The sequence below is a fragment of the Streptomyces sediminimaris genome, from assembly GCF_047049295.1.
Taxonomy (GTDB): domain Bacteria; phylum Actinomycetota; class Actinomycetes; order Streptomycetales; family Streptomycetaceae; genus Streptomyces; species Streptomyces sediminimaris.
This window is the reverse complement of record NZ_JBJWOT010000001.1, coordinates 3,856,078-3,871,530: the sequence shown is the minus strand read 5'-3', so window position 1 is coordinate 3,871,530 and position 15,453 is coordinate 3,856,078. Positions and strand designations below refer to the sequence as shown.

Sequence of the window (15,453 nt, the reverse complement as noted above, 5' to 3'; positions counted from 1 at the left end):
TGAGCGTCTTGTTCTGAGAAGGGCGCGGGGAACCGCGGGACCGGCCACGTCCCACCCGCGGCACACCACGGCCCCGGTGTCGCGGTCTATCGCCTGTGCCGGTGCGCCAGCGCCTCGTAGGACGCGGCCAGCGCGGGCCCCGCCGTCTCGTACGTCCGCTGCGCCACCCCCACGAACAGGCAGTCCACCACGAGGAGCTGGCTGGTCCTGGACGACATCGCCGCGGGACGCAGCTCGCTCTCCCGCGCGGTGGACGTCGTCAGCACATGATCGGCGTACTGGGTGACCGGTCCGTCCGGCCGGCCCGTGATCGCGACGGTGGTCGCCCCGTGCTCGAAGGCGACCCGCAACGGCTCGATGACGTCCCCGGTCGACCCCGAGTGCGTGATGGCGATGGCGACGTCGCCCCCGCGCAGCTGCACCGCGTTGGTCACGGCCAGGTGCGGATCGCTGTGCGCGTGGGCCAGCAGCCCGATCCGCAGCAGCTTCTGCACGAGGTCCTGGGCGACGAGACCGGACGCCCCGATGCCGTAGACGTCGATCCGGCGCGCCCCCGCCGCCGCGGCGACCGCGGCCGCGAGCTGCACCGTGTCGAGCCCGGCCGCCGTGTCCGCGAGGGTCTGCTGCTCGTCGTAGGCGAGTTTCGCCACGACGTCGGCTATGGGGTCGTCGACCGCTATGTCGGTGGTGATGGCGGGCGCGCGCCCGGACTGCTGCTGGGCGGCCAGCCCGGCGAGGGCGAGCCGCAGGTCGCGGTAGCCGGGGTAGCCGAGCAGTCTGGCCGTCCGCACGACCGTCGCCTCGCTGGTGCCGGTGAGCTCGGCGAGGCCGGTGACCGTGAGGGCCGCGCAGCCGGCCGGGTCGCCGGCGACGGCCTCGGCGACCCGCTGCATGGAGCGGGTCATGGAGGGTCCGAGGGTGCGCACCTTCGCGGCGAGCGCGGCCGGCGCGGGGGGTGCCGGGCGCGCCGCGCCCGGCGTGCCCGGTCCCTCGGTGGCGAAAATTTCCTTCACGTTCTGGGTCACGTATGAAAGATATTTTCGGCTCGGTCCCGCGGTCAAGAGTGCGCACAATGGGGGCATGCACCCCATCAGTCCCCTGGAACAGTCCCTGCATGCCGCACGCGCCCTCGTCCTCGCCGATCTGGCCGCCGGTGAGGTCGCGGCGCCGGACGTGGTGTCGATGGTCGAGGAGTCCGTCGTGCAGCGGCGCTGGTGGGTCGAGCAGTGGCCGCAGGGCGCGGACTACGTGGCGGGCCTGGTCGCGCAGGACGTCCAGGACGCCCTGCTGGAGGCGTACGGCCGCTGGCCGCTGTGCCCGGTCTGCGGCGGGGGCGACCCGCACGCCCTGGAGGTCGAGCCGGAGCTGGGCCCCGACCCGCACTGGGTCTGCCACAAGGCGGGGGTGAAGGTGGCGGCGCTGGGGTCGCTGGGCCGGGCCGTCGGCGGAACGACGTCCTCGTGACCGTCTACATCGACCCGCCCACCTGGCCGGGTCACGGCCGGATGTGGTCCCACCTGGTCAGCGATCTCTCCTACGACGAACTGCACACCTTCGCCGAGCAGCTGGGCATCCCCGGACGCGCCTTCGAGCGCGACCACTACGACATCCCCTCCCACCGCTACGCGGACGCGGTGCGCGCCGGAGCGGTGCAGGTCAGCAGCCGCGAGGTGGTACGGCTGCTGACGGGGGCGGGGCTGCGGCGGCCCAAAGGGCGGCACTTTCGCGACACGCCCTAGTCGGCGGGGTCCGGCGCCGGCTCAGCGCCGCAGTTCGAAGGCGAGCCCCTCCGCGTCCTCGCTCACCCGCTGAAAGCCCGCGCGGGTGACGACCGCCTGGGAGGGGCGGTTGTCCCGGTCGATCGTCGCGAACAGGGTGCGTACGTCGTCCCGCGCGAAGGCCCAGTCGGACAGGGCGCGCAGCGCCTCGGTCGCGTAGCCCTTGCCGCGGGCGGCCTCGGCGAGGTCGTAGCCGATCTCGGCCCGGCCCTCCTCGTCCGGGCAGCCGTGGAAGCCCATGCCGCCGATGGCGCGGCCGTCCTCGCGCCGTACGAGGGCGAACACGCCGAACTCCGGCCGGTGCGTGCCCCCTTCGTACGCCTTCAGCATGAAGCCGGAGGCATCCCGGGTGCCGTCGAACGGGCCGCCCTCGATCCAGTCGAACCCGCCGTCGCCGCCCATGACCAGGTCGCGCGCGGCCGCCGGCGTGATGCCCTGCAGGGTCAGGCGCGCGGCCGGCACGACGAGGTTGTTGTGCCAGCGCCACTCGGTGACCGGGGCGCGCCCCGGCAGGTCGCCGCGGCCGGTGGCCCACAGGAAGGTGCGCCAGTGGTCGGGGCCCGGCCGGACGTGCGGGAAGATGTGGGTGAGGACGAACTCGGGCAGCGCGGCGGGCGGTTCGTAGGCCAGGCCCAGGCCCTCGGCGATGTCGTGCGTGTGGGCGAGGACCTCGGCGACGCCCATCGCGGCGAAGCCCTCGCGGTTCGCGCTGCGGAACGGGTAGGGGTGGAAGGCGCGGACCTCGCGCGGAGTCGTGCGGACGGTGGCGGCGAAGAGGGCGCCGGTCGTCTCGATCACCTGCAGCAGGCCCGCGTTGCCGGTGCCCTCCTCGAGGCTGATCTCGAAGGGGACGTAGGCGTCCTGGGCGCGCCCCGCCAGGTTCGCGGCGTACGCGATGAGGTCCTCGGCGATGTGGAACGCCGTCGCGTGGCAGCTCCACTCCAGCCGGCCGGCCCGCACCGCCTCCCAGTCCCGGTCCACCGCGGTCCGCAGCACCTCGACACAGCCCTCGACGGCTTCCTGCAATCTGTTCCCGCCCCATGCGCGCATAGGCCGCAGACTAGGGCGCCGGGTCCTCGGGAAGCGACAGGATTTCCAGCTCGGAGGCGATGTTGTAGCGCGCCGTCGCCTCCCACTCCGCCTGCCCGTGCGGCGTCCTGAACAAGCGGGGCAGGGCCAGGAGATGGCGCAGTACCGCGGCACGGCCCTCGCGGAAGGCCTCGTTCGGCACGAAGTGGTACTCCTCGCGGACGGCGGCCGTGTAGGCGGCGTACGCGGACGGCGGCGCGGCGAGGACCGCCAGGTCGGCGTCGCACAGGACCTGGCCGTCCGGGTCGTCGCCGGCCGGGTCGTGGGTGACGGTCAGGCGGACCAGACGGGCCACCTCGGCGGTCTTGCGTTCGGGCACCCCGGCCTCGCGCAGGGCGCGCTCGGCGAGGCGGGCGGAGCGTTCCTCGTTCTCCGAGCGCTCGGGCAGGTACACCGCGTCGTGGAACCAGGCGGCGAGGCGCACGACGTCCGGGTCGGCCGCGTACCGCGCCAGCACGTCCACGTGCTCCAGCACCGCCGTCAGATGCGTGAGCGTGTGGTAGTGCCGCTGCGGCTCCCGCCAGCGGGCCAGGAGGTTGTCGGCGTACGGGGCCGGGTTGGGACCGGCACCGGGGGCACGGGCGCCTTCCAGGGCGCGGGTCCAGCGGAAGCGCAGGGCGTCGAGATCGGCGTGATCGGCCATGCGGCCATTGTCCCGCCGTTCCCGATCGCCGGACGCGTGCCGTCCGTCCGGCGGCACTAGCGTGGAGGCCATGACTACTGCCGAGGTACGTGACCCCGAACTGCCCGGACGGCTGCTGATCACCGAACGGGACGCGCTGGTGCCCCTGTTGCGGGCGCGGCCGGACGGCGACTTCGCGCTGCCGACGGCCGCGTGTCCGGGCTGGACGGTGCGGGATGTGCTCGCGCACTGTTCGTCCGCGCTGATGCGGGTGGTGGAGAGCCGCTACGAGAAGGGGGTGTTCTCGCCCGAGTGCAACGACCGCGACATCGCCGAGCGTGCCGACTGGACGAACGCGCGGGTCGTCGACGAGCTGGAGCGCGGGATGACCGAGGCCGGGCCGGTGATCGCCGAGGCGGGCGGTGTGCTGGACATGGTCGCGCTGGGGGAGTGGGTGCACGCCGGGGACGTGCGCGAGACCTTCGGGGAGCCGGGCGCGTACGCCGGGCCGGGACTGCCGGACGCGCTCGCCCTGCTCGTGCGGATCACCCGGGAGAAGGAGCATCTGCCGCTGCACGCCGACCTCGACGACGTGGACGAACCGCAGCGCCTCGGCGACCTGACCGCCGCGCGGCCCCCGGCCCGGTTCATCGGCGATGCCGCCACCCTCGTACGGCTGTACTCCGGGCGGCCGGTGAAGGGGGCCGACTTCGAGCTGGCCGGTGCCGAGGCGGGAGAGCTGAACATCTTCGGGTGACACCGGGGCGTCGTGGACCGGCGGCGGCACGGGCTAGGCTGTGAATTGGACTAGACCTGTACCGCCCGCCGAGTCGACGAATGGGGCCCCATGAGCAAGCGTGCAGTCCTGGAGGTGATCGCCCTCGGGGTCGAGGACGCGGTCGCCGCCCAGGCCGGAGGCGCGGACCGCCTCGAGCTGGTCACCGACATGGCGGCCGACGGGCTCAGCCCGTCGGCCGAGACCTTCGCCCGGATCCGCGCCGCCGTCGACATCTCGCTGCGGGTGATGCTGCGCCTGGCGGACGGGTTCGCCGCGGGCGACGCGGACCACGTCGCGCGCCTGGTGGAGACCGCCGGGCGGATGCGGGCCGCGGGCGCCGAGGAGTTCGTGCTCGGGTTCCTCGACACGGGCGGCGCCGTCGACCTCGCGGCCGTGGAACGCCTCGTGGGGGAGCTGGACGGCTGCCCGTGGACCTTCCACCGGGCCATCGACCGCGCCGCGGACCGGGACGCCCTGCGCAAGCAGCTCGACGGGCTGCCGGGGCTCGACGCCTACCTCACCGCCGGTTCGGCCGCGGGCGTCGACGACGGCCTCCCCGTGCTGCTCGCCGAGGCGGCCCGGCGCGGGGAGCCGGGCTACGAGCCGCAGATCATGGTCGGCGGCGGGCTCCGCCTCGAGCACGTGCCGCGGCTGAAGGCGGCGGGCGTCGAGGCGTTCCACATCGGCGGGGCGGCACGGCCCGGGGGCTGGGAGGCGCCGGTGTCCCAGGAGGCCGTGCGGGAATGGCGGCAGGTGCTGGACGCACGCTGACCGCACCGTCCCGGGGGCGCGAGGAACCGTGCGGGAAACCAACGGCGCCCCCGCACCCGGCAACCGGCGTCAAGGGGCACCCCCGGCGCCGCCTCAGCCGTGCAACTGGGGCGGCAGCGGCGCCGTGTGCGTCACGATCAGCCCCGACACCGCCCGGGTCAGCGCCACGTACAGCCGCCGCAGGCCCGTGCGCTCGTCCGGCTCGCCGTCGACCACGGCCCGCGGCTCGTCGAGGACCACGTAGTCGTACTCCAGGCCCTTGGCCAGCGACGCCGGGACCAGGGTGAGACGGGTCTCGGCCGTCGTCTCCTCACCGGGGGCCAGGTGGCGGATGCCGGCCGCCGCCAGCGCCTCCGCCAGGGCCGGCACCCGGGCATCGGCCGCGATCAGACCCGTCGAGCCCTCGTTGCGCAGCAACTCCTCGCAGGCGGCGACCACTTCGGCGGCGCCCGCCGACGGGCGCAGGTCGAAGAAGCCCGGGTTCTCCCGGACCGAGGCGACCGGGGTCAGACCCGGCGCGATGTGCGGGAGCAGCCGGGAGGCGTACGCGATGACGTCCGCCGGGACGCGGAAGCCGGCCGTCAGCTCCTCCACCACGCCCTCCGGCTTGCCGAGGTGGGCCAGCGCCTCGCCCCAGCTCCGCGTCGCCCAGGGCGTGGTGCCCTGCGCCAGGTCGCCCAGCACGGTCGCCGAACCGGTCGTGCAGCGGCGGCCGACCGCGCGGTACTGCATGGGCGAGAGGTCCTGCGCCTCGTCCAGCACCACATGGCCCAGGGAGTGCGTACGCAGCACCAGGTCCGTCGCCTCGTCGACCAGCACCGCGTCCGCCGAGGAGAACCTGGCCGACCTCACCGACCGGGCCGGCTTCGCCCACAGGATCGTCTTCTGCTCGTCCCCGGTCAGGACACCCTCCGCGTGCGCGGCGAGGAACTCCGCGTCCGTGAGCAGGCGCAGCACCAGCTTCGCCGGGTCGACCGGCGGCCAGATCCGCTTGACGGCCGCCTTCACCGCCGGGTTGCGGGCCACCGCGTCCTGCACCCGGTCGTCGGGCGCCTCCCCCGACCGCTCCATCTGCACCAGCACGGCGTGCGCGATGCGCTGCGGAAGCGCCTCGCGGGCGGCGCCGTAGCGGATGCCGCGGTCGAGCAACTCGCGCACGATCCCCTCGAGTTCGTACACGGGTACGCGCCAGCGACGGGAGCCGCGCACCACCACGACCGGCTCGGTGGGCAGGGCGACGTGCGACAGGACCGCCCTGCGCAGCACCTGGGCCATCCTCGCGTCGCCCTTGACGATCGCGGCGGGCGCGTCGTCCGCGCCCCGCACCTCCACGGCGCCCGCCACCAGGTCGTCGACGGTGGCCTGCTGGACGGTCAACTCGCCGAGCGCGGGCAGGACCTGCTCGATGTAGTGCAGGAAGGAGCGGTTCGGCCCGATGACCAGGGTGCCGGTGCGGGCGAGCCGTTCCCGGTGCGCGTAGAGGAGATAGGCGACCCGGTGCAGGCCGACCGCCGTCTTCCCGGTCCCGGGGCCTCCCTGCACGCACACCGTGCCGCCGAGCCCGCCGCGCACGATCTCGTCCTGCTCGGGCTGGATCGTCGCGACGATGTCGCGCATGGGACCGACGCGCGGCCGCTCGATCTCCTGCTGCAGCAGCTTGCTGGCGCGGGGGTCCCCCGACGAGCCGCCCGGTTCCAGGAGGTGCTCGTCCTCGTACGCCGTGATCTCGCCGCGCGTGTAGCCGAAGCGGCGGCGCAGCGCGATGTCCATCGGGTCCTTCCTGGACGCCCGGTAGAACGGCTGCGAGACCGGCGCGCGCCAGTCGATGACCATCGGGTCGCCGTCGTGGTCGTGCACGTGCCGCCGCCCGATGTAGAAGCGCTCGCCCTCCGCCCCCTCGGCCTGCTCGGCGCCCGGGGCGTGCAGGTAGTCGAGGCGGCCGAAGAACAGCGGGGTGTCGCTGAGGTCGGCCAGCGCCTTGACGCGCTCGCCGATCTGGCGGGCCAGCACCTCGGCGTTGACCCAGTTCGCGGTGACGTCGCTGATGTCGAGCGACTCGACGTCCTCGCGCATGGCGCGCAGCGCGGCGCGCGAGGAGGCGAGGTGGGAGCGTTCTCGGGAGAGCGGTCCGAGAGGGTCGTCGACGGACGTGGACGTGGACACGGGGAAGCCTCCGGGGACCTGCGGGCAGATGGTCGAGGAAGCCGTCCGGTTTCCGTCCGGGCGGCAGCGCTCCACGGCGGGAGGCGGGCAAGAGCGGAGATTCTAGACGGGCGGCCCGAGCGGGAGCCAACGGATTTTCCTCCCCCCGCGGGGACACCCTCCCCGCGCGGACACCCCTCCCCTAGGGGACGCCCCTGTCCTCCCCCGGAGGGAGGGATCTGCCCGGAGTCGTACGCCGCGGTGAAGGAGGTTGAGACCGCAGGCCGATGCCCTCCTTATGCCGCACGGCGGACCATGGAGACATGAGTGCAGCAACCCTCACCCCAGCCCCCGGTCGACCGCCCGGCGCGACACCCGTCCTCGGCAGCCACCGTCACCGCCTCGGCGACGCGCTGCGCGCGGTGAAGGTGTTCGCGGGCGCTGCGTTCGACGTCGTCATCCTCGGCGAGTACGGCGAGGAAGCGGGCGTGCGCCGCAAGTGACGGCGGCCCTCCGCGGCTCCCGCCGAGAGCAGCCGCCCCTCACCCGTCCCCCGAGCCCCTGCCCCTCGTACGAGCCGTCCTCACCCCTCGCCCGAAAGGATCTCGTCCGCGTCCACGATCCGGTACGCGTACCCCTGTTCCGCCAGGAAGCGCTGGCGGTGGGCGGCGAAGTCCTGGTCGATGGTGTCCCGGGCGACCACGGAGTAGAAGTGGGCCTGATGGCCGTCGGCCTTCGGGCGCAGCACCCGGCCCAGGCGCTGGGCCTCCTCCTGACGTGAGCCGAAGGTGCCCGACACCTGGACGGCGACCGTCGCCTCCGGCAGGTCGACGGAGAAGTTCGCGACCTTGGACACCACCAGCACGCTGATCTCGCCCTCCCGGAAGGCGTCGAAGAGCTTCTCGCGCTGCGCGTTGGAGGTCTCGCCCTTGATCACCGGCGCGTTCAAGTGCTCGCCCAGCTCGTCGAGTTGGTCGATGTACTGCCCGATGACGAGGATCTGCTGACCGGCGAACCTGCGCACGATCGCCTCCGTCACCCTGCGCTTGGTCTCCGTCGTCGCGCAGTAGCGGTACTTCTCCTCGGTCTCGGCGGTCGCGTAGGCGAGCCGCTCGGAGTCGGTGAGGTTGACCCGCACCTCCACGCAGTCGGCGGGCGCGATGTACCCCTGCGCCTCGATCTCCTTCCACGGCGCGTCGAACCGCTTGGGCCCGATGAGGGAGAACACGTCGGACTCCCGCCCGTCCTCCCGCACCAGCGTCGCGGTCAGCCCCAGCCGGCGCCGGGCCTGCAGGTCGGCGGTGAACTTGAAGACCGGCGCGGGCAGCAGGTGCACCTCGTCGTAGACGATGAGGCCCCAGTCACGGGAGTCGAAGAGCTCCAGGTGCGGGTAGACGCCCTTGCGCCGGGTGGTCAGCACCTGGTACGTGGCGATGGTGACCGGACGGATCTCCTTGCGCGTCCCGCTGTACTCACCGATCTCGTCCTCGGTCAGCGAGGTGCGCCTGACCAGCTCGTGCTTCCACTGCCGGGCCGAGACGGTGTTGGTGACGAGGATCAGGGTGGTCGACTTCGCCTGCGCCATGGAACCGGCGCCGACGAGCGTCTTGCCCGCCCCGCACGGCAGCACCACGACCCCCGAGCCGCCGTGCCAGAAGTTCTCCACGGCCTGCTTCTGGTACGGGCGCAGCGCCCACCCGTCCTCGTGCAGCTCGATCGGGTGCGCCTCGCCGTCCACATACCCCGCGAGGTCCTCGGCCGGCCAGCCCAGCTTCAGCAGCGTCTGCTTGATCTGCCCGCGCTCCGAGGGGTGCACGGCGACGGTGTCGGGGTCGATACGGGCACCCACCAGCGGAGCGATCCGCTTCGAGCGCAGGATCTCCTCCAGCACCGGCCGGTCGGTGGTGGTCAGGACCAGACCGTGCGTCGGGTGCTTGGAGAGCGTGAGGCGGCCGTAGCGGTCCATCGTGTCGGCGACATCGACCAGCAGGGCGTGCGGCACGGGATAGCGGCTGTAGGTCACCAGCGCGTCCACGACCTGCTCGGCGTCGTGCCCGGCCGCGCGCGCGTTCCACAGCCCCAGCGGCGTCACCCGGTAGGTGTGGATGTGCTCGGGCGCCCGCTCCAGCTCCGCGAAGACGGCGATGGCACGCCGGCACTCGTCGGCCTGCTCGTGGTCGACCTCGAGCAGCAGGGTCTTGTCGGACTGGACGATGAGTGGACCATTCACGCGGGGCACCCCTTCTTCCGGCCAAAGGTGAGGCCAAACGTCCAGTGTGCCCTATGGCCCGGTGATCGCCGCGGGCCGTGACCGGTCCGGGATCAGTCCTCCGCGAGCTCGGCGACGCCGGTCACGCGGTGCAGGGGGTAGGTGCGCACCTCGTCCGCCGTGTGGTCGTAGGCCGTCACGAAGCCGCCCTCCACCCGGATGGGGGCGATGACGCGCTGGCTGGCGGCGCCCTCGGCGTTGACGTACCCGATCCAGACGGCCTCGCCGGTGAGGGCGGCGGCCTGCATGGTGGCGAGGGTCTCGGCGGAGCTGGTGCGCGGGAGGTCGCCGCCCGCCGACGGCGGCTGCCTGCGCGGGGTGGTGGAGGCCCGGTCGCCGGCCCTGATCGCACGGATCGCCGCGGCGAGGAGGGTGGCGTCGGGGGCCGGCGGTCCGTCCGGGACCGGCTCGGGGGCGCTGCGGGGCGGTGTGCGGTGGGCGTCGGCGCGGGTGATCAGGACGTCGCCCTCCGCCGACTCGGCGGCCGGTGCGTACCCCATCGCGCGCAGGCCGTCGAGGAGGGTGGCCGGGTCGGCCCGGGTGGCGAGGACCGTCGGCGCGAGGCGGCGCAGGCGCAGTCCCGCGGCGCGCCTGTCGGCGAGGATCTCGTTCAGCATCGCGTCGTCGTCGCAGCGCACGTACGCCGAGGCCGCCCCGACCCGCAGATGCCCGTGCCTGCGGGCCACGTCGTCGATCAGGTACGTCAGCGGCTGCGGGACGGGCGTGCGGGAGTGCGCGGCCAGGAAGGCGTGCAGGTCGGAGGCGGTGCGCCCGGCATCGAGGGCGCGGCGTACGGAACCGGGCGTGAAGCGGTAGACGGTCGCCCCGCCCTTGGACTCCACGTCCGCGAGCACGTCCAGCGTGTCGGCCAGCGGCCGTCGCAGCGGGCCGGGCGCCACCGCCGTCAGGTCGGCCTGGAGCAGCACGTGGTCGAGCGGTTCGGGCAGCAGCGGCGCGAGCAGCCGGGCGGCCGCGGCGGAGGCGGTGGCCTGCTCCGCGGGGGAGAGGGGCTCCAGGGTGACGTGCACGTGGTGGACGGGGAGCTTGTCGCCGGGGCCCGGCCCGCCGGCTCCCGCCGCGCCCGTCCCTGATCCGCCGGGCGCGGACGGCTCGGCGGGCCTGCGCGCGGGCGCCCCCAGCAGCGCGCGTCCGTGCTCCGACAGCGCGCCGCGTCCCGTCACGCCGAGCGTCTCCGCCTCCGACAGCGCCCATCCGGCGAGCCGCCCGCGCAGGTCGTCCTCCTGCCCCACCGGCCCGCGCGGCGGCCGCTCCCAGCGCAGCCGGGCCAGCACCGAACCGGCGGACGGCGACGCCCCCTCCGGAAGCCCGGCCAGCAGGGTCAGCACCCGGTGACGCACCTCCGGCGCGGCACTGCGGTCGAGCCCCGGACCCAGCGCCGACAACGTACGGTCCTTGGCGTCCCGCCCGCCGACCACGCCCGCCGTCCGGGTCGCCGTCAGCCACGCCTCGGCGAGCCGCGCCCAGCGCTCGGCGGCCGGCAGCTCCAGCCACTCGTCGTAGGCGGGGGTGGCCGCGTACCGCTCGTCGGCCTCCCCGTCGGAGGCCAGCAGCCCCGCCGCGTAGGCGAGCTCGACCCAGAAGGCGGCGGCGGGCTCGGTGACGTCGAGCGCGACGGCGGTGCGCTTGAGGTCGCGCACGCTCAGGCCGCCGGAACGCAGCACCGCGGGCCCGCCCTCGTGCCAGTCCTTCAGCAGCTCCTCCACCGTCGACACGGCGGTGTACGCCTGCCCGGCCGCGGTCGCGTCCACCACCTGCGGACGGTGCGTGCCCGTCACCTCCAGGCCGGGCGGCAGCGGCTCGGTGGTGCGGTGCGCCCGGCCGCCGCGCAGGTGCAGGGCCACCTCGCGCGGCAGTACGACCGTGCCGGGCGCCGTCGGAAGCAGCAGCCCCCGGTCGAGCAGCCAGCGCAGCCGGGGCGCCGGATCGGCGGTGACCTGCCCGTACGGCGGCCCCCACACCAGCCGCTGCAGCACCTCCCGCGACTCGGCGGACGCCCCGTCCAGCAGTGCCGTCATACGGCGCCGGTCGCCGAACAGGTCGGTGAGCGCGGTGATGGCGGAGACGGAGTCGTGCGTCGAGGGCAGCCCGGCCGTGGTGACGATCTCCTGGATCCGCCCCGGCGACATGCCCGCCGTCGCCTCCCGCACCGTCGGCCCGAGCCCGGTCGGCGACGGGTGCTGCGGCGACGGCGCGAGCAGCTCACGGGCGGTGCGCACCAGCCGCAGCCGGTCGTCCGCGCCCCACACCAGGGCCTGCTCACGCAGGGTGCCGAGGGCGCGGGGCAGCGCCGCATCGACCGCCGGGTCGCCCTCGTCGCCGGCCATCAGCGCGAGCAGGTCGCCGTACCCGGCCGGGTCCGCGGCCACCGCCAGCGCCTGGGCGGTCTGGAGCGCGAACCGGTCCAGCCGCTCCAGGGCCCGCACGACCGAGGCCCGCGTCCCGGCCCGCGTCGCCAGCTGGGTGAGGTCGGTGGGCACGGGGGTGATGAGGTCGGGACGGGCGCGCAGCAGCTCCGCCAGGGAGGCGTCGTCCCTGCCGCGGAGTGCCTCTGCGAGTGAACGCGGAGCCGGGGTGCTCATCTGCCCCACGTTAGCGGCTGCCCGCGTCGCGGCCGACGCCCGTGAGGGCTTCGCCCCCGCGCTCCCGCCGGCCTCCTCTGTCTCATGGGCGTCGGCCGCCTCGGCGGTCCCGGCGGTCTCGTCCTCGAACGCCGTACGGGCTGGGAATGCCCACCTGCGCTACCTTCGTCCCGCGGGGTTTACAAGGGCCCGACCCCGGAGGGGACTTCGTTGGGGATCGAGAGCGACAAGGTCGTCTACGAGTATCTGAGCCGCGTCGGCGACGTGGCGCAGCAGCGGCAGCTGCCGTCGGCCGCCCGGATGCGGCTGGTGTCCGAGCTGCGCAACGAGATCGACCGGCGGCGGGCGAAGTCGACCGCCGACAGTCCCGCCGCGGTCCGCCGCATCCTCTCCCGGCTCGGCAGTCCCGACGAGGTCGTCGCCGCCGCCGGGGGAGCCCCCGCCGCGGGCCCGCCCGCCGTACCGGCGCCGGCCCCCACCCATGTGCCGGTGCAGCGGGACGACGAGCCGGCGGACGGCGGCGGGCGCCTGCCGAAGAGCCTGCGCCGGGCGGTGCCGCGCCCGCGTCCCGCGCGGCCCGAGCCGCCCGCCCCCGACCACGGCCCCGCACCCCCGCACCTGGCGAGCGCCGCGGAACTCGGCGCCAGCGTCGTCCAGCCGGACTGGTGGCGGGTGGAGACGACCCCGTTCGGCGAGAGCGTGCCCGGGTTCACCGGCGGCGTGGAGATCCCGGACCTGCTCAGGCCGCCGCGGCCGAAGGAGCCGGAGAAGCCGGAGACGGAGGAGGCACCGGCCACCGGGGAGGCCGGGCGGGCCGCGGAGGACGCGGTCGTCGACGCCCCCGTGGCCCGTCGCCGCCGCCTGCCGCTGCCCGCCGGCGGCTGGAGCAACCCGCTGCTGCTGATCGCCGCCGGCCTGCTCGTCGCCGGCGCGGTCCTCGGCAACTGGTTCGCCCTGCTGCTCGGCTGGCTCATCGCCTACGCCTCCCGCCGACTGACCCCCAACGAGTCGAAGTGGGCGGTCGCCGGCATGCCCGGCCTCGCGATCGCGGCCGGGCTCGTCTGGCTGTGGGGCAGGAACGACGGCCGCTGGGGCACCCCCATCGCCCGGGGCCACATGAGCGACGCGATCGCCGGAACCTGGCCCTGGGTGGTACGCGGCGCGGCCCTGCTGTCGGCCCTGTACGTGGTGTGGCGCTCGCAGCGCAAGCCGTAGCCCGGCGGCGGGGCGTGACCCAGGCGGGGCGTGACCCGGCGGAGGCGTGGCCCAGGCGTGGGCCGGCTGAGGCGTGGCCCGGGCGGGAGGGCGGGAGGACCGCGGTCCGGCGGGGCGTGGTCCGGCTGAGGCGTGGTTCCTCGGGGCGCGGGCCGGCTGAGGCGTGGCCCGGGCGGGAGGGCGGGAGCCGGGTCCCGCCGGAAAGATGTAGGTCACACCCGCCGGACGCCTTTTCGCCGTGGCGCCTGGGCACAATGGCCCATATGGCCCTGACGACTGCCTCCGCCCCGACCGTCGGCTTCGACCTCGACATGACCCTCATCGACTCCCGTCCCGGCATCCGCGCCTGCTATCAGGCGCTGTCGGAGCGGACGGGGACCTACATCGACGCCGACCTGGCGGTCACCCGGCTCGGGCCGCCGCTCGCCGAGGAGCTCGTCAACTGGTTCCCCGAGGACCGGCTCGCGGAGATGGCCGACCTGTACCGCTCGATGTACCCGGCCTTCGCCATCGCCGCCACGCCCGCGATGCCCGGTGCCCGTGAGGCCGTGGACGCGGTGCGGACGGCCGGCGGACGCGCGATCGTGGTGACCGCCAAGTACGAGCCGAACGCCAAGCTGCACCTGGAGCACGTGGGCATCCACCCCGACGAGGTCGTGGGCGACCTGTGGGCCGAGCAGAAGGCAGAGGCGCTGCGCGAGCACGGCGCGAGCGTCTATGTCGGCGACCACCTCGGCGACGTGCGCGGCGCGCGCAAGGCCGACGCGCTGTCGCTGGCCGTGGCGACGGGGCCGTGCAGCGCCGAGGAGTTGAGCGCGGCCGGCGCGGACGTGGTGCTGGACGACCTCACGCGGTTCCCGGCCTGGTTCGCGGGCTACCGTACGGCGCGCGCCTGACGGCGGCCCGCCGCGATCGACCTGAGCAGCCCGGCCCCCGCCATCAGGAAGCCGACGCCCATGAGCATGCTCAGTCCGAACATGTAGGTCGGAAACGGCTTCGCATGGAGGAAGAGCGGAGCCACTGTGACGACTGTGGCCACCGCACCGAGGAAGAACACGATGACACCGGCACGGATCAGCCGGTCACCGGGCCCGGTGGAATTCGTCTGGGTTTTGTCACGCACCGGACCAGGGTAGTTCCCTGCCCGAGGGAACAACGCGGCGACGTCCTGTCACCGGCCTGAAGAGCATTAGCCTTGGTACCGGCGGGTCCGCGACGGCCCGCCCCACTGCTATCAAGAGCAGTTTCCGAAGCAGTTTTCCGACGAGTACGAGACGTGCCTACCGGCAAAGTCGAGCCGGGCCGTCGGAGTCCGCCGGCATCCGCTCAGGTGGCGCCGTGCCCCCTCGCGGACCACGATCGGCCGCGTGCTCGCGGTCGTCGACGGTGACGCCTTGGACCAAGCGGTCGGCGCCTACCTCACCGCCCGGAACACCGCGGGAACAGTCTCGGGGAAACGGCAGGTGATCGCCGTCGACGGCAAGTCACTGCGAGGATCGGCCCGCCTGTCCGCCGGCCGCAGACGATCAGTGGAAACCGCCCCCTCTCGATGGCTTGAGGTTTTGAGATGAGTTATGAGACATTTCCTGTGTCGGCAAGGGTCACCAGGGAGGGGAACGGCAATGGCGGTCATCGGATACAAGCGAGTGAGCACCAAGGCTCAGGACGCACAGCTTCAGGAAGACGCTCTGTCGGCTGCTGGCTGCTCCAAGACCTTTGAGGACGCCATGTCCGGGAAGAACGCTGAGCGTCCTGGTCTGCTGGCTGCTCTCGACTACTCGCGAGAGGAAGACACCCTGTGCGTCTGGAAGCTGGACAGGCTTGGCCGTTCAACTAAGGATGTGCTGACGATCGCTGAGGATCTGCGCTCCCGTGGAATCGCGCTCCGAATCCTCACGGGAACACTCTCCGGTACCTACTCGCCTACCGGTGAGGGGAAGTTCTTCTTCACGGTGATGGCTGCTTTCGCTGAGCTTGAACGAGACATGATCGCAGAGCGCACCCGTGCCGGATTGGATGCGGCCAAGGCTCAGGGGCGCACTGGTGGACGCCCTACCGTCATCACTGAGGATCTGCTCACCGTGGCCAAGGCTCGTAAGGCCAAGGGGGAGAGCGTCAGTGCCATTGCCAAGGCTCTTGGAGTCTCGCGCGCCACGCTCTACCGGCACATCGGTTAGCCGTCACACTTC

Annotated in this window: 15 protein-coding genes; 8 read left to right on the top strand and 7 right to left on the bottom strand. The window is 73.8% G+C overall.

Annotated features, from left to right (window positions below; genetic code table 11):
- Positions 1–86 precede the first annotated feature (86 nt).
- Positions 87–1,025, bottom strand: coding sequence for a MurR/RpiR family transcriptional regulator (locus tag ACJ9NR_RS17815; RefSeq protein WP_412488556.1), 939 nt, complete (start codon positions 1,023–1,025; stop codon positions 87–89).
- Positions 1,026–1,080: 55 nt separating this feature from the next.
- On the opposite strand from ACJ9NR_RS17815, the gene ACJ9NR_RS17810 reads away from it, so the two are divergent.
- Both ACJ9NR_RS17810 and ACJ9NR_RS17805 read left to right on the top strand, forming a co-directional pair.
- Positions 1,081–1,464 carry a DUF8819 family protein gene (locus ACJ9NR_RS17810; RefSeq protein ID WP_412488555.1) on the top strand — a complete coding sequence of 128 codons (384 nt, stop codon included), beginning with the start codon at positions 1,081–1,083 and terminating at the stop codon, positions 1,462–1,464.
- Positions 1,461–1,739: a DUF4031 domain-containing protein gene (locus tag ACJ9NR_RS17805; protein WP_412488554.1), complete on the top strand. Its 279-nt coding sequence runs from the start codon at positions 1,461–1,463 to the stop codon at positions 1,737–1,739. Before ACJ9NR_RS17810 ends, ACJ9NR_RS17805 begins: the two co-directional genes overlap by 4 nt.
- A 21-nt stretch (positions 1,740–1,760) precedes the next feature.
- Here the strand turns inward: ACJ9NR_RS17805 and ACJ9NR_RS17800 are convergent, their stop codons facing one another.
- Complete coding sequence (locus ACJ9NR_RS17800; RefSeq protein WP_412488553.1) at positions 1,761–2,828, bottom strand: GNAT family N-acetyltransferase; 1,068 nt, start codon at positions 2,826–2,828, stop codon at positions 1,761–1,763.
- Positions 2,829–2,838: 10 nt separating this feature from the next.
- Positions 2,839–3,510 carry an HD domain-containing protein gene (locus ACJ9NR_RS17795; RefSeq protein ID WP_412488552.1) on the bottom strand — a complete coding sequence of 224 codons (672 nt, stop codon included), beginning with the start codon at positions 3,508–3,510 and terminating at the stop codon, positions 2,839–2,841.
- Positions 3,511–3,580: 70 nt separating this feature from the next.
- On the opposite strand from ACJ9NR_RS17795, the gene ACJ9NR_RS17790 reads away from it, so the two are divergent.
- Together ACJ9NR_RS17790 and ACJ9NR_RS17785 are read left to right on the top strand one after the other, a co-directional pair.
- The gene (locus ACJ9NR_RS17790) at positions 3,581–4,246 is read left to right on the top strand and encodes a maleylpyruvate isomerase family mycothiol-dependent enzyme (RefSeq protein WP_412488551.1); all 666 of its coding nucleotides are present in this window, start codon (positions 3,581–3,583) and stop codon (positions 4,244–4,246) included.
- Between the two features lie 90 nt (positions 4,247–4,336).
- Positions 4,337–5,038, top strand: a complete 702-nt coding sequence (locus ACJ9NR_RS17785; RefSeq protein ID WP_412488550.1) for a copper homeostasis protein CutC — start codon at positions 4,337–4,339, stop codon at positions 5,036–5,038.
- A 93-nt stretch (positions 5,039–5,131) separates the two neighbouring features.
- On the opposite strand, the gene ACJ9NR_RS17780 is transcribed toward ACJ9NR_RS17785, so the two are convergent.
- A complete protein-coding gene (locus ACJ9NR_RS17780) occupies positions 5,132–7,201 on the bottom strand; it encodes a HelD family protein (RefSeq protein WP_491074821.1) in 2,070 nt (689 codons plus the stop codon).
- Positions 7,202–7,503: 302 nt separating this feature from the next.
- On the opposite strand from ACJ9NR_RS17780, the gene ACJ9NR_RS17775 reads away from it, so the two are divergent.
- Positions 7,504–7,683 carry a hypothetical protein gene (locus ACJ9NR_RS17775; protein WP_412488549.1) on the top strand — a complete coding sequence of 60 codons (180 nt, stop codon included), beginning with the start codon at positions 7,504–7,506 and terminating at the stop codon, positions 7,681–7,683.
- Between the two features lie 80 nt (positions 7,684–7,763).
- Here ACJ9NR_RS17775 and ACJ9NR_RS17770 read toward each other — a convergent pair whose 3' ends face one another.
- Both ACJ9NR_RS17770 and ACJ9NR_RS17765 read right to left on the bottom strand, forming a co-directional pair.
- On the bottom strand, positions 7,764–9,410 hold the full coding sequence (locus ACJ9NR_RS17770; protein ID WP_412488548.1) for a DNA repair helicase XPB: 1,647 nt from the start codon (positions 9,408–9,410) through the stop codon (positions 7,764–7,766).
- 92 nt (positions 9,411–9,502) lie between these two features.
- A complete protein-coding gene (locus tag ACJ9NR_RS17765; RefSeq protein WP_412488547.1) occupies positions 9,503–12,049 on the bottom strand; it encodes a helicase-associated domain-containing protein in 2,547 nt (848 codons plus the stop codon).
- Between the two features lie 210 nt (positions 12,050–12,259).
- Here ACJ9NR_RS17765 and ACJ9NR_RS17760 point away from each other — a divergent pair, with 210 nt between their 5' ends.
- Together ACJ9NR_RS17760 and ACJ9NR_RS17755 are read left to right on the top strand one after the other, a co-directional pair.
- Positions 12,260–13,264: a hypothetical protein gene (locus tag ACJ9NR_RS17760; RefSeq protein ID WP_412488546.1), complete on the top strand. Its 1,005-nt coding sequence runs from the start codon at positions 12,260–12,262 to the stop codon at positions 13,262–13,264.
- A gap of 254 nt (positions 13,265–13,518) precedes the next feature.
- A complete protein-coding gene (locus ACJ9NR_RS17755; RefSeq protein WP_412488545.1) occupies positions 13,519–14,160 on the top strand; it encodes an HAD family hydrolase in 642 nt (213 codons plus the stop codon).
- Here ACJ9NR_RS17755 and ACJ9NR_RS17750 read toward each other — a convergent pair.
- Complete coding sequence (locus ACJ9NR_RS17750) at positions 14,139–14,387, bottom strand: hypothetical protein (protein ID WP_412488544.1); 249 nt, start codon at positions 14,385–14,387, stop codon at positions 14,139–14,141. The genes ACJ9NR_RS17755 and ACJ9NR_RS17750 overlap by 22 nt on opposite strands.
- A gap of 499 nt (positions 14,388–14,886) precedes the next feature.
- Between ACJ9NR_RS17750 and ACJ9NR_RS17745 the strand changes: the two genes are divergently transcribed.
- Positions 14,887–15,441 (top strand): recombinase family protein, encoded by a 555-nt coding sequence (locus tag ACJ9NR_RS17745; protein WP_412488543.1) that lies wholly within the window; start codon positions 14,887–14,889, stop codon positions 15,439–15,441.
- Positions 15,442–15,453: the final 12 nt, after the last annotated feature.

Excerpts from the sequence above, each read along its gene's own strand:
- ACJ9NR_RS17745 (WP_412488543.1), top strand. The coding sequence starts at position 14,887 with ATGGCGGTCATCGGATACAAGCGAGTGAGCACCAAGGCTCAGGACGCA.
- ACJ9NR_RS17800 (WP_412488553.1), bottom strand. The coding sequence starts at position 2,828 with ATGCGCGCATGGGGCGGGAACAGATTGCAGGAAGCCGTCGAGGGCTGT.
- ACJ9NR_RS17810 (WP_412488555.1), top strand. The coding sequence starts at position 1,081 with ATGCACCCCATCAGTCCCCTGGAACAGTCCCTGCATGCCGCACGCGCC.
- ACJ9NR_RS17755 (WP_412488545.1), top strand. The coding sequence starts at position 13,519 with ATGGCCCATATGGCCCTGACGACTGCCTCCGCCCCGACCGTCGGCTTC.
- ACJ9NR_RS17790 (WP_412488551.1), top strand. The coding sequence starts at position 3,581 with ATGACTACTGCCGAGGTACGTGACCCCGAACTGCCCGGACGGCTGCTG.
- ACJ9NR_RS17765 (WP_412488547.1), bottom strand. The coding sequence starts at position 12,049 with ATGAGCACCCCGGCTCCGCGTTCACTCGCAGAGGCACTCCGCGGCAGG.
- ACJ9NR_RS17775 (WP_412488549.1), top strand. The coding sequence starts at position 7,504 with ATGAGTGCAGCAACCCTCACCCCAGCCCCCGGTCGACCGCCCGGCGCG.
- ACJ9NR_RS17795 (WP_412488552.1), bottom strand. The coding sequence starts at position 3,510 with ATGGCCGATCACGCCGATCTCGACGCCCTGCGCTTCCGCTGGACCCGC.
- ACJ9NR_RS17785 (WP_412488550.1), top strand. The coding sequence starts at position 4,337 with ATGAGCAAGCGTGCAGTCCTGGAGGTGATCGCCCTCGGGGTCGAGGAC.